Annotated in this window: 11 protein-coding genes; 6 read left to right on the top strand and 5 right to left on the bottom strand. The window is 48.5% G+C overall.

The genetic code is table 11. The features are described from left to right. Positions 1-2 precede the first annotated feature (2 nt). The gene (locus IPP66_21700; protein MBK9927896.1) at positions 3-4,370 is read left to right on the top strand and encodes a PQQ-dependent sugar dehydrogenase; all 4,368 of its coding nucleotides are present in this window, start codon (positions 3-5) and stop codon (positions 4,368-4,370) included. A 201-nt stretch (positions 4,371-4,571) separates the two neighbouring features. Beyond that, positions 4,572-8,483 (top strand): SBBP repeat-containing protein, encoded by a 3,912-nt coding sequence (locus IPP66_21695; GenBank protein MBK9927895.1) that lies wholly within the window; start codon positions 4,572-4,574, stop codon positions 8,481-8,483. A 56-nt stretch (positions 8,484-8,539) separates the two neighbouring features. Here the strand turns inward: IPP66_21695 and IPP66_21690 are convergent, their stop codons facing one another. The 4 genes from IPP66_21690 to pdhA form a co-directional block, all read right to left on the bottom strand. After that, positions 8,540-9,118 carry a 2-oxo acid dehydrogenase subunit E2 gene (locus tag IPP66_21690; GenBank protein MBK9927894.1) on the bottom strand — a complete coding sequence of 193 codons (579 nt, stop codon included), beginning with the start codon at positions 9,116-9,118 and terminating at the stop codon, positions 8,540-8,542. A gap of 14 nt (positions 9,119-9,132) precedes the next feature. Further along, positions 9,133-9,759 carry an E3 binding domain-containing protein gene (locus IPP66_21685; protein MBK9927893.1) on the bottom strand — a complete coding sequence of 209 codons (627 nt, stop codon included), beginning with the start codon at positions 9,757-9,759 and terminating at the stop codon, positions 9,133-9,135. Further along, the gene (locus IPP66_21680) at positions 9,759-10,733 is read right to left on the bottom strand and encodes an alpha-ketoacid dehydrogenase subunit beta (protein ID MBK9927892.1); all 975 of its coding nucleotides are present in this window, start codon (positions 10,731-10,733) and stop codon (positions 9,759-9,761) included. The genes IPP66_21685 and IPP66_21680 overlap by 1 nt, the downstream gene beginning before the upstream one ends. 73 nt (positions 10,734-10,806) lie before the next feature. Beyond that, positions 10,807-11,766, bottom strand: coding sequence for a pyruvate dehydrogenase (acetyl-transferring) E1 component subunit alpha (gene pdhA, locus IPP66_21675; protein ID MBK9927891.1), 960 nt, complete (start codon positions 11,764-11,766; stop codon positions 10,807-10,809). A 159-nt stretch (positions 11,767-11,925) separates the two neighbouring features. Between pdhA and IPP66_21670 the strand changes: the two genes are divergently transcribed. Continuing rightward, complete coding sequence (locus IPP66_21670; protein ID MBK9927890.1) at positions 11,926-13,065, top strand: HEAT repeat domain-containing protein; 1,140 nt, start codon at positions 11,926-11,928, stop codon at positions 13,063-13,065. An 82-nt stretch (positions 13,066-13,147) separates the two neighbouring features. Here the strand turns inward: IPP66_21670 and IPP66_21665 are convergent, their stop codons facing one another. Further along, positions 13,148-13,708: a nitroreductase gene (locus IPP66_21665; GenBank protein ID MBK9927889.1), complete on the bottom strand. Its 561-nt coding sequence runs from the start codon at positions 13,706-13,708 to the stop codon at positions 13,148-13,150. A 73-nt stretch (positions 13,709-13,781) separates the two neighbouring features. Between IPP66_21665 and IPP66_21660 the strand changes: the two genes are divergently transcribed. From IPP66_21660 to IPP66_21650, 3 genes are all read left to right on the top strand, one after another. Next, complete coding sequence (locus IPP66_21660) at positions 13,782-14,804, top strand: histone deacetylase family protein (GenBank protein ID MBK9927888.1); 1,023 nt, start codon at positions 13,782-13,784, stop codon at positions 14,802-14,804. A 43-nt stretch (positions 14,805-14,847) separates the two neighbouring features. Next, a complete protein-coding gene (locus tag IPP66_21655) occupies positions 14,848-15,645 on the top strand; it encodes a hypothetical protein (protein MBK9927887.1) in 798 nt (265 codons plus the stop codon). A gap of 94 nt (positions 15,646-15,739) precedes the next feature. Continuing rightward, entirely contained in the window at positions 15,740-19,276 is a 3,537-nt protein-coding gene (locus tag IPP66_21650; GenBank protein MBK9927886.1) for an extracellular solute-binding protein, read from the top strand. The last annotated feature ends 51 nt before the right edge of the window (positions 19,277-19,327 follow it).

Genomic DNA, 19,327 nt, shown 5'->3' with positions numbered 1-19,327 from the left:
TAATGCAACCCAATCTTCAAATTGATCAGTTTGAATTGTTAACACCATCATCTGGTTGGGTTTTGTCGAATGAGCACTTATTCTGGACATTGGATGCGGCTCAAACTTGGAATGAAATCGGCCCTGCAATTCCATTAAATGCAAAAATACAAGACGTGTATTTTCTCGATCAAGAAAGTGGTTGGATATTGTGGAATATCAATAATCCAGATGGCGGTTCAAGTTTTACTCTTGCTCGAACTCTCAATCACGGGCAGAACTGGGAGACTCTGCCTCTAGACTTGTTTGATGAAGGTGATGTATCCGCTCATTCTGAGAAAGCAAGCATTGGGTGGTTTGACGTGCAGGCCGGCTGGATCGCTGTAAAACAAGCCACAAGTTCGAACTTCAGTTTAGGTACTCTTTTCACAACATCTGATGGTGGAGTTACCTGGGTACGATCTACTTTGCCGGTTGCAGATAATATTAGTTTTAGTGAATCCCAAACCGGTTGGGCAACTGGTGGGCCAGCCGGAGATCAAATCTTTAGAACACAGGATGGTGGCGTCAATTGGCTGGACGCAAAGTCGGGGATAAAAACGGATGCACTTACGGTGATTTATCAACCATATTATTTCAATGGTCAAGGCATTTTAGTGACGACAGATGTGGGTCTTAAAAACAACCTTACTCTATATGTTTACGATAATTCAATCGATGAGTGGTCCCTTGTATATCAGGTGGCTTTAGGTGCGGAGCCCGGGATTATTCCGTTATCTATTCTTGACCCCGAGAACTTTCTTGCAGTTATTTCAGGAACAAAAACTATTGTTCGCATGAAAGACGGAGAATTTGATACATTTGAAAACACAGATGGACTATCTTCTTCGATCGTTAACTTGGATATGGTGTCAACGGATATTGGGTGGGCCAAATCTGTTGAGGCAGATTGTGTTACCGCTTCATCTCTGACCGATCAACCTGCTTCTGTTTCCTGTTCATCAACTACCCGTTTGCTACAGACGTTCAACGGAGGTGTTACATGGCAAACAGTACATCTTCCTGATGTTCGACCGGAAATTACCGCTCTGGAGATTTTAGATATAGAAAATGCAAATATAACAAGCACACTTGCAGGTATTGGGAGTACCAACACGTTTACTGGTCAGGGATTTGACAAGTGTGAGATTCCATCCATCTCCCAAATGCAAACTTGGTGGAATAACAGTCCATATAAAGCCGTTAATTTATATATCGGGGGATCCAGCCGGGCATGTGCCAACAATGTATTGACCGCATACTATCTTCAACAATTAAATCAACAAGGCTGGCAGTTTATCCCCACATGGGTGGGGCCCCAGGCGCCATGTACCGGCTTTAGTTCACGCATGAGTAGCAATATGACAACTGCTTATAATCAGGGAGTTAGTGAAGCAAATCTGGCTGTAGAAAGACTCGCAGAACTTGGTCTTACATATCCTGACAAAACAGGTTCTGTTGTCTATTATGATATAGAATACTATGGTACAGACTCGGCTTGTCGCAATGCAGTTAATGCTTTTATGAACGGGTGGGTTTCTCAGATAAAATCTCGCGGAAATTTGGCAGGCGTATATGGTTCAACGCTTTGTAATACTGGTTTAAGCGATTTTCTGAATATTACAAATATTCCTGATGTGATTTGGCCTGCAAGGTGGTATCACAATATCGGAGAAGGCTACTACGACCCGAGCGCGAGTGTTTGGAACCTTGGAACTTGTATTCCAAATACTGTATGGGCGAATCAACAACGAATTCGGCAATATGAAGGCGATCACGACGAAACATGGGGAAGCCTGACACTTGGCATCGATAGTAATGTTCTGGATGGTGTAGTGGCAGTCCCTGCATTTCTAGATCCTTCCAAATTAACTTTCCAGGAAGTTGCTAGTGGTTTGAACAATCCTGTATTCATTACTCATGCAGGTGACGGCTCAAATCGGTTGTTTGTTCTTGAACGAAGTGGAAAAATCCGCATCATAAAAAATGGGTCGTTGTTGTCAACTCCCTTTCTAGATATTCAATCCAGTGTTCGATCGACCTCCGGGGAACAGGGATTGTTGGGGCTTGCCTTCCATCCATCTTATGCAAGCAATGGAAAATTCTACGTTGTGTACACGGCACCTCGAAGTGGAGATTCAAACGGCTCCGTCTTGACATTGAGACAGTACACTGTTTCTGTAGGGAATCCCGACCTGGCCAATACAGGTAGTGGCGCCACCATTTTGACCATCGATCATCCAACAAACTCGAATCATAATGGTGGCACGATTGCTTTTGGAAATGATGGATACCTATATTGGTCAACAGGTGATGGTGGTGGGGGAGGGGATCCCAATAACAATGCACAAAATTTGAAAAGTCACCTCGGAAAAATCTTGCGCATTGATGTGAACTCCGGTTCACCCTACGCCATTCCTGCTACAAACCCCTTTTACAGTGATCCCACCTCGGGCATTAAGAAAGAGATCTGGGCCTATGGCTTGAGAAACCCTTGGCGTATTTCCTTTGACCGTTCTACTCACGATTTGTACATCGGTGATGTGGGCCAGGGTGTACGCGAAGAAATAGATTTTCAGCCTTCAAACAGCACAGGTGGGCAGAACTATGGTTGGCGGATTATGGAGGGTAGTTTATGTTACAACCCATCCAGCGGATGTGACCAAACAGGAAAGATTCTTCCAGTAGCTGAGTACGATCATACCCTTGGTTGTTCAGTCACAGGTGGATATGTCTATCGTGGTTCTAATTTCCCTTCACTGAAGGGTTACTATCTGTATGGAGATTTTTGTAGTGGCAGGATTTTTAGCACATACAATAATTTACCTACAGGGTGGACCACGCCCGTTCAGCTTGCTGATACTGCATTCAATATCACCACATTTGGTGAAGATCAACAAGGAGAGTTGTATTTAGCAGACTACGCTACTGGAAAAATATACAAAATTAAATATGCGGACCCTTCTATCTCCGGCAATGTAGGGGTAGGAGGAGTGACCCTAAGCTACACGGATGGAGTCGCCAAGAGCGTAACCTCCAAAGGAGACGGGAGTTACACGATCACAGTACCAAGTGGCTGGAGTGGAACAGTAACCCCAACAAGTACCTGTCACACCTTTGCGCCGCAGAACCTCAGCTACAGCAACCTGGGAGCCAACACAAGTGGGCAGAACTACACCAGCACATTCAATACATCAATAGGTTGTTCGAACATCAATGTAACGATCGGTGGGAACACACAGGGGAACTACGGAATAGGAACAGGGCAACGACTAACGGATCGGTACGGGATCAACGGCGGACCGGTGCGAGTGAGAAGCACGAACGGGATGGCGATGTTCACGAGCCAAAGAGCGATCTACGGGAGCAGCTTCAACTCGATCGTAGGGTTCCCCGCGGATCAACTGACGACCGAATACTGGTTCACCTCATTGGACGATGCGGGGATGATCACGTACTTGGTGATCGGGAACCCAAGCGAGACAGAGACCGCATTGGTAGATGTGTACATAGGAGGAGAGAAGAAGAACACAACACCATACTCGATCCCGCCCGGGCAGCGAGTGTACCCAAGGTATGGGATCAACGGCGGACCAGTGCGGGTGGTGAGCACGAATGGAGTGAACATCTTCACGAGTGAGAGATCGAAGTATGGGAACAGCTTCAACGAAGTGATGGGGTTTCCCTCGACCCAACTGGACACAGAGTTCTGGTTCACGAGCTATGATGATGCGGGGATGATCACGTACCTGGTGATCGGGAACCCAAGCGAGACAGAGACAGCGGAAGTGGATGTGTACATCGGCGGAGTGAAGAAGAACACGACACCGTACTCGATCCTGCCGGGGCAGAGAGTGTTCCCGCGGTATGGGATCAATGGAGGACCAGTGCGAGTGGTGAGCACGAACGGAGTGAAGGTGTTCACGAGCGAGAGAACGAAGTATGGGAACAGTTTCAATGAAGTGTTGGGATACCCGATAGCTCAAACCTCGACCGAACTCTGGTTCACCTCATTGGATGATGCCAGCATGATCACGTACCTGGTGATCGGGAACCCGAGTGAGACAGAGACAGCGGAAGTGGATGTGTATATCGGAGGAGTGAAGAAGAACACGACACCGTACTCGATCCTGCCGGGGCAGAGAGTGTTCCCGCGGTATGGGATCAACGGAGGACCGGTGCGAGTGGTGAGCACGAACGGAGTGAAGGTGTTCACGAGTGAGAGAACGAAGTACCTGAGCAGTTTCAACGAGATCCTGGGGATCCCGACAGAAGGTCTGACGACCGACTACTGGTACACTTCGTTGGATGATGTGGGAATGACTACAGAACTCGTCATCGCCGCACCATAGAGTAGAAAACAGTCAAAGAGCAACATAACAGTAAAACAGTCCGCCTCTTTTGAGGCGGACTGTTTTACTGTAACCAAACTGTGACATCCATCACCTTGTGTTTGTGAAAGTTGGAGGTCTATAATGATTTCGATGAAGTTACCCTTGTAAAGGAACTTCTAAACCAAACACTAGGGAGGAAGCACTCCCAGGGAGAAAATTATGTTTGCAAAAAAAACAGTTCTTGTAGTTGTACGAATTATGCTTATATTGGTAATAGTTCTGGGAGGATTTGAGGCTGAACCTGTACAAGCAGGTTCGGTTAGTTTTGGTTGGGCAAGAAGCATGGGAGGAATATCTACTGATGTAGGTAGGGGAATTGTTATAGATGTTGAAGGAAATGTGTATACAACGGGTTCCTTTTATGAAACAGTAGATTTTAATCCGGGCGTCGATGTAAGTAACCTAACAAGTGCAGGGATTACTGATATTTTTATTACCAAATTAGATGAAATGGGGGAACTGATTTGGGCAAAGAGAATTGGTGGGACAAACATGGATATCGGCTTTTCAATTGCTTTGGACAGTAACGGTAATGTCTATGTTATAGGATCCTTCTATGGAACTGTTGATTTTGACCCTGGAGTAGGTACCAACGATTTGACTAGTGCAGGGCTTGAAGACATATTCATTGTCAAGCTAGATGGCAATGGTAATTTAGTTTGGGCAAAAAATGCTGGAGGAGCATCTTATGATTTTGGGCATGCGATCAAAATAGGGAGTGACGGTAACATATATATAACAGGTAGTTTCACTGGTACTGGTGATTTTAACCCTGGTATTGGAATTAGTAACCTTTCCAGTGCAGGTGATGAAGATATTTTTGTTAGCAAACTAGATAGTGATGGCAACTTTGTTTGGGCAAAAAGGTTGGGTGGCACATCTGTTGATCAAGGGCGGGATATCACCGTGGATGCTAGCGGAAATGTTTATACAACAGGCACTTTTTCTAGTATAGGTGATTTTGATCCAAATGTTTCTATAAATAATTTGTTGAGCGTTGGGGGAGATGATATCTTTGTAAGCAAATTAGATGAGAGTGGAAAGTTTGTCTGGGCAAAGGGAATGGGTAGTGTAACTAGTGATGATTCATCATCAATTGCACTAGATAATAATGGGAATGTGTACACAACAGGTTCGTTTTCAGAAACAATGGATTTTGATCCCAACGTAGGAGTAAGTAATTTAACCAGTATAGGTTTTGAAGATGCTTTCATAAGCAAATTAGATAGTAACGGGTATTATGTTTGGGCGAAAAATATTGGTGGAATATATGGTTACATTTATAGTCATGGCCTTGCAGTAGATGGAAATGAAATGGTATATATTACGGGAGGATTCTACAATACGATTGATTTTGACCCGGGCCCGGGGATAAATGAATTGACTTCAATATTTGGCCACGATATCTTTATCAGCAAGCTGGATGCCAATGGGAGCTTTGTTTGGGTAAGAGGTATGGGTGGAACAGCAGAAGACCGTGGGCAGGGGATTGATATCGACAAAAGTGGAAACGTATACACAACAGGCTATTTTGGCGCTACAGTTGACTTTGATACTGGAATAGGTACAAGTAACTTAACTAGTGCGGGTAATAGGGATATTTTTATTAGTAAATTAGTTGCTCCTCAGATTCATTATGTCAAATGGGATGCAACCGGTGCGAACAACGGTTCATCCTGGATCGATGCTTATACTGACTTACAATCTGCCTTGTCTGCCGCATCAAGTGGGGATGATATCTGGGTCGCGGCAGGGACATACAAGCCGACAACGGGCACAGACCGTGCGATTTCCTTTGCTCTCAAGAATGGCGTGGCAATCTATGGAGGCTTTGCGGGTACTGAGGCTTTGCTCTCACAGCGCGACTGGGAAACAAATGTTACGACCTTGAGCGGTGATATTGGCGTTGTGGGGAACAACTCCGACAATTCCTATCATGTTGTGGTTGGGAGTGAGACAGATAATACTGCCCTACTGGATGGCTTTACAGTCACAGGCGGGAATGCATATAGTGAAACACATACAAGTACAGGCGATGCTGGAAAAGGGGGAGGGATCTATAATAACCTTGGAAGCCCAAGTGTGAAAAACTTGATTATTGATGGAAATCAAGCCACCACATTTGGTGGTGGGATGTATAACCACGGGAATCTACTTTACATTCAAGACAAACATTATATTCCGATGATTACAAATGTCGTTTTTAGAAATAACTCTGCACTTGAAGGTGGGGGAATGCGTAACGATTATTCCAGTAGTCCTATCCTAACAGATGTAAGTTTCGAAAATAATACTGGTGGCCGCAGTGGTGGTGGGATGGAAAACTTTAGCTATTCCAACCCTATTCTGACAAATGTAACATTTAGTGGCAACATAGCAGCTGCCGGTGGCGGGATGGTAAATTCACTCAGTAGCAATCCAATTTTAACAAATGTTACTTTTAGTGGTAATTCAGCTTCCGTAATTGTTGAGGGAATCTCGTTTGGACTTGGTGGCGGAATCAATAATGAAGGTAGTAGTAATCCAACTTTGACCAATGTGACGTTCGCTAATAATTTTGCAAGTTCACTTGGTGGTGGTATGTACAATAGATCTGGCAGTAGTCCAACGGTACACAATTCCATCTTTTGGGCTAATGACGCCCCAACTGGGCCACAAGTTTTTAACAAAGACGACGCCGGCATTACTATTATGATTGACAGCATAATCCAAGGCGGATATACAGGCGGTACGAACATCATCACGACGGATCCCAAGTTGGGAACTCTGGGCAACTATGGTGGCTTCACTCAAACCATCCCCTTGCTCGCAGGCTCTCCTGCCATCGACGCGGGCAATGACAGCGTATGTCCCACCACCGATCAGCGCGGGGTGACCCGTCCGCAGGGTAGTCACTGTGACATTGGGGCATATGAATACGAACATGCCAAAGTTAATGTAACGATCGGCACCAACCCGCCAAAGAACTACACCGTTATACCAAGTGGGCGTATAACGGATCGGTACGGGATCAACGGCGGACCAGTACGAGTGAGAAGCACGAACGGGGTGAACATGTTCACGAGCCAGCGGGCGATCTACGGGAGCAGCTTCAACTCGATCGTAGGATTCCCCGCGGATCAACTGACGACCGAATACTGGTTCACCTCATTGGACGATGCGGGGATGGTCACGTACCTGGTGATCGGGAACCCGAGTGAGACAGAGACAGCGTTAGTGGATGTGTATATAGGAGGCGTGAAGAAGAACACAACACCGTACTCGATCCCGCCCGGGCAGCGAGTGTACCCGCGCTATGGGATCAACGGCGGACCGGTACGAGTGGTGAGCACGAACGGAGTGAGTGTGTTCACGAGTGAGAGAACGAAGTATGGGAACAGCTTCAATGAAGTGATGGGGTTCCCCTCGACCCAACTGGACACAGAGTTCTGGTTCACGAGCTATGACGATGCGGGAATGATCACGTACTTGGTGATCGGGAACCCGAGCGAGACAGAGACAGCGGAAGTGGATGTATACATCGGAGGCGTGAAGAAGAACACGACACCGTACTCGATCCTACCTGGGCAGAGAGTGTTCCCGCGGTATGGGATCAACGGAGGACCGGTACGAGTGGTGAGCACGAACGGAGTGAAGGTGTTCACGAGCGAGAGAACGAAGTATGGGAACAGTTTCAATGAAGTGTTGGGATACCCGATAGCTCAAACCTCGACCGAACTCTGGTTCACCTCCTTGGATGATGCCAGCATGATCACGTACTTGGTGATCGGGAACCCAAGTGAGACGGAGACAGCGGAAGTGGATGTGTATATCGGAGGCGTGAAGAAGAACACGACACCGTACTCGATCCTACCTGGGCAGAGAGTGTTCCCGCGGTATGGGATCAACGGAGGACCAGTGCGAGTGGTGAGCACGAATGGAGTGAAGGTGTTCACGAGTGAGAGAACGAAGTACTTGAGCAGTTTCAACGAGATCCTGGGGATCCCGACAGAAGGTCTGACGACCGACTACTGGTACACTTCGTTGGATGATGTGGGGATGACCACGGAGTTGGTGATCGCCGCACCATAGCGGTAAACTTGGATCAAAAAAGCTCCGAGTTCTTCAAGAACTCGGAGCTTTTACTTTTACACCAGCATCGCAACTGGATTTTCCAGAAGTTTTCCCAGTGCTTGCATGAATTGGGCGGCTTCGGCGCCATCGCTGATGCGGTGGTCGACGGAGATGGTGGCTTTCATGCGCCAGCCTGTTGTGATCTGACCGCCTTCCACAACAGGGACTTCCTTTGCGGCGGCGATGGCGAGTATTGCGGCTTCGGGCGGGTTGACGATGGCGATGAATTCGTCCACGCCGTACATGCCGAGATTGGATGTGGAGAAGGTGGAACCATCTACATCCTCAGGCTTAACCTTGCCATCGCGGGCGCGGCCAGCCATGGCTTTGACTTCGGCAGAGATCTGGCGCATGGTCTTTTGATCGGTGTCTTTGACGACAACGGTCATCAAGCCGCCGGGGACGGTGACTGCTACACCAACATTGACGTGTCCGAATTGGATGATCTCAGTACCTTTGATGGTGGCGTTGAGATTGGGGTATTGACGGAGGGTCAGCGCAACAGCTTTGAGAATGAAGTCGTTGACGGAGAGCTTTTCGTTGTCGGGTAGATATGCGTTGGCTTGCTTGCGCATATCCATTAACGCGTCCATTTTGTATTCGTTGGTCACATAGAAGTGCGGGATGGTTGTCTTGGATTCAACCAGGCGTCTGCCGATGGCTTGGCGGAGTTTGGTAGTAGCGACGACCTTGTCCTCGTGAGAAACGATAACGGGTTGTATCGAAGCGGGTGCGGACGATGTTCCGCTGGAAAGAGCGGCTTCCACATCTTTGCGGACAACCCGTCCGCCGGGGCCGGTGCCACGTTAGCGAGATTGACGTTTTTGTCTTTCGCGATCTTCTTTGCAAGCGGGCTGGCTTTGACAGGACCAGTTGTCAGCGGGGCAGAGGTTTGTTGAGCAGGAGCAGCAGACGTTGGGGCAGCTTGAGGCGTTGCTTCCGTTTTGGCTTCTGCTTTTTGAGGAGCAGTCGTGGTGGGCACGTCTACTTTTTCACCAGCCGCGCCAACTACAGCAATAGGCGCGTTGACGGGGACCATCGTGCCTTGATCCACGATGAGTTGCAAGACAACACCGCTCGCGTGGGATTCCACTTCGACGGTGGCTTTGTCGGTTTCGATCTCGGCGAGGATATCGCCTTTGTTGATGTTTTCGCCAACTTGCTTCACCCAGCGGACGAGAAGACCTTCCGCCATATCGAAGCCGAGTTTGGGCATGTTGATAATTTCGGCCATTATTTCAAAACCTCCTTTACCGCGCCGACGATATCAGCCACCTGCGGGAGCGCGGCTTGTTCGAGTGTGCGGTTGTAGGGGAGCGGTACTTCTTTTTGTGCAACGCGGATGATGGGGGCATCGACGTAATCGAAGGCTTCTTCGTAGATGCGGCTGACGATCTCGGAGCCAACACCATAGGACTTCCAGCCTTCTTCGACGACAACGGCGCGGTTTGTTTTCTTGAAGGACTCGATGATGGGTTCCATATCAAGCGGGCGCAGTGTGCGCAGGTCAACGACTTCCACGTTGATGCCCTGGCTAGCAAGTTCGTCTGCGGCTTTCATGGAAAGTTCGAGACCTTTGCAGTAGGTGACGATGGTGACGTCACTGCCTTCGCGTTGTACCTTGGATTTCCCGATGGGGATGGTATATTCACCTTCGGGAACTTCGCCGCGGACTTGGTACATGGTGGCGTGTTCGAGGAAGAGCACCGGGTCATCTGACCGAATAGCTGATTTGAGCAATCCTTTGGCATCTTCTGGCGTTCCGGGGCTGACCACTTTCAAGCCGGGGAAGTGGGCGAAGATGGCATCGGGAGTCTGTGAGTGTGTGGCGCCAAGTTGACGTCCACCGCCACCGACCGCACGAATGACCAGCGGTACTTTGAACTGTCCGCCGAACATGTAGTGTAGTTTCGGTGCCTGGTTGACGATGTAATCCATTGCCGAGAAACCAAAGTTGATGGTCATGAGTTCTGCGATGGGGCGTTGACCGACCATCGCCGCGCCGATGGCGCCGCCGATGATGGCGTTTTCTGCGATGGGAGTGTCTTTGACGCGGTCTGCGCCGTATTTATCGAAGAAGCCTTTGGTCACGGCATAGGTACCGCCCCAAACGCCGACTTCTTCACCCATGATAAAGACAGCGGGGTCGCGGTCCATTTCTTCCATAAGAGCTTGCGAGATCGCCTCGCGGATTGTGATTTTAGCCATGTGTACCTCTTGGGAGAGAATAGTGATTAGATGAATGGAAACTCGTTTCCACTCTCTATTCTCTATTCCCTTTTTAATTCTCTACAAAAATATCCGTGAACAATTCTTCTGGCGCGGGTTCGGGCGATGTTTCGGCGAATTCAACAGCCTTCACAACTTCTTCTTCCACGCGCGCTTCGATCTCATCCAGCACTTTGGTGGTGGCGACCTTCTTATCCAAAAGGTACTTGTTGAAAATACCGATGGGATCATTCTCCTGCCACTGCTTTACTTCTTCTGCTTTGCGATAACGTTCGGGGTCGCCCATTGAGTGACCACGGAAACGGTATGTGTCAATTTCAAGTAAATACGGCTGGCCTTCTTTGCGGACATATTCGATCGCTTCCTTAGAAGCTTCGTACACTTTCACCACATCCATGCCGTCCACCTGGCTGTTCTTCATGCCATAGCCTTCAGCTTTTTGGCGGATCTCGGTCACAGCCGAAGCGCGTTCCACTGCGGTGCCCATGCCGTACTGGTTGTTTTCACAAACCCACAACACGCGCAATCCCCAGGTCTTGGCTAAATTCAACGCTTCATGAAAATATCCAATGTTGGTCGCGCCATCACCGAACATACAGATCGTGACGTTATCATTCTTGGCATACTGATCACCAAGCGCGAAACCTGAAGCGATGGGGAGGTGTCCACCTACGATGGCGTGTCCGCCCCACATGTTTTTGGTCGTATCAGCCATGTGCATCGAACCGCCCTTGCCCTTCGACATACCTGTCGCTTTGCCGAGCAATTCGGCCATCACTGAATCAGCAGAGATGCCACAGTTGATGGCGACGCCATGATCGCGATACGCGGTGATCACACGATCACGGTCTTCGCGAGCCGCGATCAAACCGGTTGAAACAGCTTCCTGCCCAATATACAGGTGCATGAAGCCGCCGATCTTGCCAGCCTGGTACAACTCAGCGCCTCGTTCTTCCACGCGGCGGATCAATACCATCTGGTAATACAAATCAAGTAGTTGTTCTTTCTTCATTGGTTGCTCCAAATAAAATAATTGCGGGATACAGGCAAAATAACACCGGGGAAGCCCCGGCGGTGTGCTTTCCTCTCTCCAAGTTCGAAATTATATCAGAGATTTTGCGTCTGAATTTCCATTAAAGCCTATCATTTTTAACAGTACAATAAGTAATATATGAACTGGATCACTGGCGGTAAACAAGCCGAGGCAAAACGCCTCCTTACGCAACTCGCGGACATGACCACACGCGATCAGGTCGCACAGGAATTGATTCGACTCGATGCCGACGCCGCTCCTGTTCTGATCGAAGCGCTTCAAACTCGTGACCAAAGCCTGCTCCCGGTCTATCAGCAGATTCTCGCCCGAATCCCTTCGGCCTATCCTTTGTTGATCAAAGTATTTTCCACGGCGCATCCCATCATTCGCGCGCGGATCGCTGACGTGTTGGGCGTTCGCAGGGACAAGACTGCCGTCCCCGCATTGTTGGACGCGATGAACGGCGAATACTATACCGTCCGCGCACGTGCCGCGATTGCTTTGGGGAGAATTGGTGAGAAGCAGGCGCTTGACCCATTGTTGAACGCATTGAAAGCCGCAGAAGATGAAGTCCGTATCGGAGCGTGTCTGGGACTTGGCTTCTTCAAAGACCCATCTACGTTCGATGACATTACGAATATCTTGCTTGATGACCCGAAGATCGAAGTCCGTCAGGCGGCGGCGAAAGCACTTGGGAATACGGGACACCCCGCCGCCATGCAATACCTTATGGAAGCGTTGCATGATTCCTATTGGTGGTATGAACGCGAAGTTGCCGCAGGTGACTTGCTAAGCGCTATCGAAAAGATGGGAGACGCCGCAGTCGAATCGTTGATCGAAGCATTGAAGGACAAGGAAGGCACAGTCCGCAAATTTGCGGCGATATTGCTTGGTCGGTTGAAAGATCCGCGTGCTATTGAACCTTTGGGTATGGCGTTATATGACCTGCATCATGACGTAGGAAAGGTCGCAGCGGAGGCATTGGTTAATTTTGGCGTAGCCAGCTTCGAGATTTTGGTCGAAGCGTTGGATCATCCAGAGATGTGGATTCGCATTCATACCGTGGATGTGCTTCCGAAGATCGTCGAGCCACGAGTTGTGTTGGTTCTGCTTGAGATGTTGAAAGACCCAGAGCGCGAGGTCAAGAGGCATGTGATCGCCGCAATGGCAGAACTGAAAGATAAGCGTACTATGCCTGCACTACAAGAGATTGCGTCTCAACGTGGCGATAGAGAGTTGCATGCATTGGCAAAAGAAGCCTTGGAAAAGATCAAGTAGCGCAAGCAAAAAGAGAAGTCGTGAATTGGTTCGATGTGACTTTAAATAAAAGAGCGATGATGTTGAGTCATCGCTCTTGTTTCTACTCACTGATCCAAACTGTCCTGTCTTCGAATGATGGCCTTTGATGTGGTTCAAGTTGAAATTCAGGTTGCCCAACATAAATAAAGCCAACGATATGTTGGTCTGCTGAAAAACCCAGAAATTCTTTTACCTTCCCATCGCGTGCCCATTCCCCTGTGCGCCATTGTGCGCCAAGCCCCAATGCATGAGCGGCAAGTAAAATGTTCTGGCAGGCGGCCGCCACGGCACTGACGTTTTCGATCTCTAAAACTTTTTCTTCAGCAGGTTTATCTGCGCCGACTGCGATCACCACGGGTGCGCGGAGCGGCATGGCTCGAGTTTTGTCGAAGGCCTCTTGTGGCAGATCAGGCTTACGATTCGCTTGAGAGGCGGCCATTACATCTCCAAGTTTCTCACGCCCAGTACCTGTCAAAACAACGAAGCGCCACGGCCTCACTCTGTAATGATTGGGGGCCTGCACAGCCGCGCTTAAAAGTTTTTCAATTGTTTCGCGTGGCAATGGATCGGGTTTTACTTTTCCCAGTGATTGCCGGTTGTGAATAGTTTCAAAGAGTTCCATGGTTTCTCCGTTCATGCCCGCTTCGCAAGCATTATATTGATACAATTATAGAGCAACATCTTACGGAGGCTCAATGAAAGTTTTTTATTCAGAAACACATCGCAAACACTACCCTCCCTTTGAAGTGTTCGATGGGGGACTGCGCGTGCCGTACCTCGAAAACCCAGATCGCATGGACCAAATCCTCAAAGCCTTGCGCGATGAGCAATGGGCCGATTTTTGTGAACCATCTGATTTTGGACTCGACCCGATCCTCGCTGTGCACGATAAGGAGTATCTTGATTTTCTCGCCTCTGCCTGGACCGAGTGGTTGGCTACTGAACCCCGGGATTCGTCTACGCTGTTGCCTGCTACTTTTGCGTTACGAAGGGAACCACAGAAACCAAAGTCATTATTGGGGCGCGCAGGTTATTACATGATGGACTTAAGCGCCTGCATCGTGGAAGGGACGTATCAGGCCGCGCTCGCTTCTGCGAATTGCGCATTGAGTGCGGCGCAGGCTGTGATACAAGGAGAACGCGCCACGTTCGCATTGTGCCGTCCGCCGGGGCATCATGCGGGTAAAGATTATGCAGGCGGGTATTGTTTCATCAATAACGCCGCTGTAGCCGCGAACCTGCTTTCTTCAAAAGGGCACGTTGCCGTATTAGATGTTGATTATCACGCCGGTAATGGTACGCAGGATATTTTCTATCCGCGCGATGATGTGTTCACCGTTTCGATCCATGCCGACCCTGATTTTGAATATCCAAGTTTCATTGGATATGCCGATGAGCGCGGAAGAGGTAGAGGCTTTGGGTTTCATCATAACTTTCCGTTGCCTGCGGGAACAACCGACACAGAATATTTGCAGACGCTCGATCAAGCCATTAATTTGATACAAGGCTATAAACCTGCTTATTTGGTGGTCTCTGCTGGGATGGATATTTACGCCGACGATCCACTTGGTACGATCAAAGTGTCCACTGATGGTATTCACGAGATCGGAAAACGCATCGCTTCGCTTAACCTTCCTACAGTCATTGTGATGGAGGGTGGGTACGCCAACGAAGCGTTAGGCCGTAATATCATTGCATTTTTGTCGGTGTTCCAATAGCCCCCTATTTGCGTCTTGTAGTTGTAAATTTTTAGGAGTTGAGATGAAAAAACATTCCCTGCTTTTGCTCACTGTCATTTTTTTAGTTTCTTGTAACCTGCTTTCGCCTGAAGCCCAGGCGACTGCAACGGCCAAGGTTCTTACCGCCACTGCTGATACGTGGACAGAGACCCCCACGCCCACGTTGACTTCCACGCCGACGGAGACACTTACACCCACCCTTACTTTCACACCTACTGAAACTCTCACCCCCACGCTGACTTTTACACCTACTATTACCGCCACGCCCACTTTTTCCTTCCCATCTGTGACGGTCAATAAACAGGCGCATTGTCGTTATGGACCTGCGGTTGCATATCTCCATGCCGCCGACCTATACCCCGGCGATACGGGTACCGTCCGTGGGCGGTTTATTTATAGCAAATGGTTGTATGTCAAATTCGATAAGTTGAATTATTTTTGTTGGGTCGCCCCGTCTGTGGTGGATGTGGTGGGGGATATTTCAAAGGTGAACCTGACCGAGCTCCATTTGCAATCCATCGGTGCGAACCAGTATGGTCCCCCGAAAAATGTAAATGCCGTTCGTGATGGAAATAAGGTCACGATCAGTTGGGATCGCATGGAGATGACCAAGGATAAGGATCGTGGTTATCTGTTGGAGTTGTTCGTCTGTCAGGGCGGCGCCTATTTATGGTGGACGGATTCCTATCCCGATCAGTATTCCACCAGCTATACGGTCAAGGACGAAGCGGGTTGTCCATACCCATCAGAAGGGCTGTTATACACCGTTGAAAAGCACGGGTTTTCTGACCCGGTGAAAATCCCCTGGCCTGCGCCTTAAGGTCAAATCTGTTTGGCACTTGAAAAGTAAACCCACCTTGGCGCACCTCTCACGGTGTTAAACTAGTGCCCTAACTCCTACCGATGAGGAATGTATGTATCAACGTTCAAAAACAATATCTATTTTGGTTCTGGTTCTATTTCTAGGTAGCCTATTGATCAATTGTGCCCCTTTATCACAATTGACATCTACTCAAACAGTTACTATTGCCGTAGTTGATAAGATAGCGAGCACAAACGGCGATCCCAACGCACAATCCATTTATGCGGGGGCCTTGCTGGCCGTTGACGAATTCAACAAGAAAGACAAGGGTTTCAAGGTCAACCTGATCTCTTATGGTGATGATGCCGACCCCGCCAAAGCGCAGACGGTTGCCGGAAAGATCGTAAAAGACAATGTGATTGCCGTCATTGGTCATTCTACCAATGAGACTGCCCTGTCTGCGGCAACCGCCTACGACAATGCCAAAATACCATTTGTCAGTGTCAACCCCACAGTGACGGAGTTGACCGAAAAGCATCCATATGCCTTCCGCGTCATGTATTCTGCTGAAGAAGAAGCTGCGTATTTAGCCACCTATCTTCGGAAGATTCAAGGGCAGGATAAAGCCAGTGTTATTTACACCACCGATCAATATGGTAGTGCGCTCAAACAGCAGTTTACGAATACCTTCAAGGGGCTGGGCGGCTCAATCGTATTGAGCGAAAATGCCAGCGACCAAAATGTGACCGATATTGTCAATAAGTTCATTATTGCCGCCAGTGGTAACCCTGGAACTGTTTTTATCGCTACTGATGAAAAGACTGCCGCAACATTGCTCATCGAATTGAAGCGTAAAGGTGTTACGTATCCGATCATGGGCGCGAGCACGATGTCCAAGTCCGAGTTTATGGAAGAAATTATCGGTCAGAATGAGGGTGTGCCCTATTTTGTGGATGGCGTTACTGCGACTTGTTTGTTGATATTCGATAGCGCCGACACATATGCCAATGATTTTCAGCGTGCATATCAAAGTTTGATGGGGAAAAAATCATCGGGCACGGATGTTACAGCGCAAAATGTGCCAGATGATAAAGTGAAGAACGGCTACGATGCGGCGCTTACGATCCTAACTGCGCTTGAACGCACAAAAGTCGGTGGCTCAGAGACCGTTTTTACTGAACTCTCCAAAATGGAAACACCCGAAACCGGCGTGCGTGGATTGGCCGGTTCGATCTATTTTGACCTTTCTCATGATGTATCCCGTTCTCCGCGTTTTGGCGTTTACCAGAACGGCAATATTGTTTCTGGCATGATCCAGTTCATTCCGATCACTCGCCCTGAACAATTCAAGGTGGAGGACCTGAAGAAGCAAGTCGACAGCGGACGTATCACAACCGTAGATGGCAGGTATGTTTATGTTGCGAACATTGTGTACTCCGGCATCGACATCGTAGACATTCAAGATGTGGATATCAAGACTTCCACTTACAAAATGGATTTCTACATGTGGGTGCGCTATCGTTCCAATTCGCAGGACGATGCTTTCAAGCCAGCCGATATTATTTTTAGCAATGCGACCAGCCCAGATGCGGTCACGCTAACATTGATCCGCCCTGCAGAGACTGACAAGAACGGCATCACTACAGAAACATATCGAGTCACCGGTACGTTCAAGAATCAATTCCTGTTCTACGAATATCCCTTCGACCGTCAACAACTTGTGATCCAGTTCCGTAACCAGAATGCTACTACTTCGTTCGTTCAATACGTGGTGGATCGTATCGGTATGAAAGACACTGGCGGCAATTCTTTGATGGAACATTTCAAAGACAATGGGGCATATGCGTCCTTGTTTGGCTGGCGGGTAGTGGATGCGATCGCAGAGCAAAGCATATTCTCTACTACGTCCACTCTCGGTGACCCTCAAAACTTTGGACGCAATACTACGACTGAGTTTTCTCTTATCAACGTGGGCATTGACGTCCAACGCACTTCGCTTCAATTCATCATCAAAAGTCTGTTGCCGTTACTCTTTACCCTTGTCCTGGCTTATATCACGTTCTTCTTGCCGCTGGGCCATTCTGAAAGATTGGGTGTTGGCTCAACGGCTTTATTGACCACCGCCTTTTTCCATTTGAACCTGGCAAGCTCACTTCCTGAGATCGGTTATACCGTGGCGATGGAGTATCTGTTCTATGCCGCGTATGCGATGTCCGCATTGATCGTTTTATTGGAGACGATCAGCATTCGGTATGAAAAGCGAAGCGAAGAAGTCGAAGATGAAAAAGAGAAGAAATCGTTGCAGGATAAACGCATCAGCTTGAATATGATCGGCCGCTTCGTCTATCCATTTATTCTGGTGCTGGCCATGTTGGGCGGTGTTGGCATCTATTACGGTGTTTTCCATCTCGAACCATCCAAAGAGACTGCCGGTTCGTTGGTCGATAAAATCGTTAATCTGGATTTGAAAGACACACAAACGACTTCATCCACTTCTGATGCCGATCAGGGAAGGAGCGGGGTTGTTACCTTGCGGTTTGGCACATGGAGACCTGAAGATACCGAGCCGATGAAGGCGCTGTTGAAAACGTTCGAGCAATATGCCAGCGATCACGGTAAAACGATCCATGTCCAATATGAGGCAGTGATGGGAGCGAATTACCGTTCGATCCTATTGGATCAATTAGGCAGACATTCCGGCCCCGATGTATTCTTTGTCTATCCCTACGATACACGTCTGACGCAATATCTGGAACCACTAGGCGCCTTGCCTATTGCTGAAAGGTTCGATGAGAGCAAAAGCGAACCTTGGAAGGGCAGTGATAATCAATATTACGCCATGCCTTATGTGGGTGTGGTGCAAGGCGTGTATTACAACAAGAACTTCTTTGCGAGGCACCCTGAAATAGCTTCGCCCGATACGTGGGAGACTTGGGAAGACCTCCTCTTCAACTCGCAAAAGATCAAGGAAGCTGGCAAGATCCCATTTGCTAATTTGCTTGCTACATCGCAAGATAGTGAGATGTTCCAAAGTGTCCTTGTTAATTTTGTAGGAGGGGCGCCAGGCCGCGAAAAGTATTCGCTTACGACCGAGAAACATCTATGCTTTGATAGCCGTGAGATAGTTGATGCTTTCCAGGCTGTCTCTGATCTTAAACCCTTCATTTTGAATGCGGCCCTTCCCCCAGAAGAGACTTCCAAGATCACGGATGACACCATCAGTAAACAATATTTTATTGACCAGAGAGCCGTAATGCTGTTCGGCGGTTCTTGGGACTTGCAACTGTTCGATAAGTCTGCAAACTTTGAGTGGTCTGTATTTGCCCCTCCTGCGCCACAAGGTAAAGAGACCTTTGTTGTCTTTCAACCGGATGTAGGGGTTGGTATCAATAATGATAGCGCCCATAAAGAGGAAGCAGAATTTTTCCTCAATTGGTTGATGAAGGAAGGCGTGCAGGAAACTCAAAAGAATTTGCCGGGTAGATATTTGCTTGTCAAAAATGCGCCAGTTTCAACATCCTCCATCGGGCACGAAGCGGATTTTGCCAAGCTGACTAAAATCCTTCTGATATTCGTTGGATGTTTACCGATGTGGATGGTCAATACCCGCGTTCCTCTGAGATCCTCCGCTCGACGCTCTATCAATTAGTGACGCCAGATGCAGAAGGCAATACCCTTTCTTCCGTCAACGCGGCACGAC

Origin of the sequence: Candidatus Defluviilinea proxima, from assembly GCA_016721115.1 — a bacterium.
GTDB classification, from domain to species: Bacteria; Chloroflexota; Anaerolineae; order Anaerolineales; family Villigracilaceae; genus Defluviilinea; species Defluviilinea proxima.
This window is presented reverse-complemented; position numbering and strand designations above follow the sequence as displayed.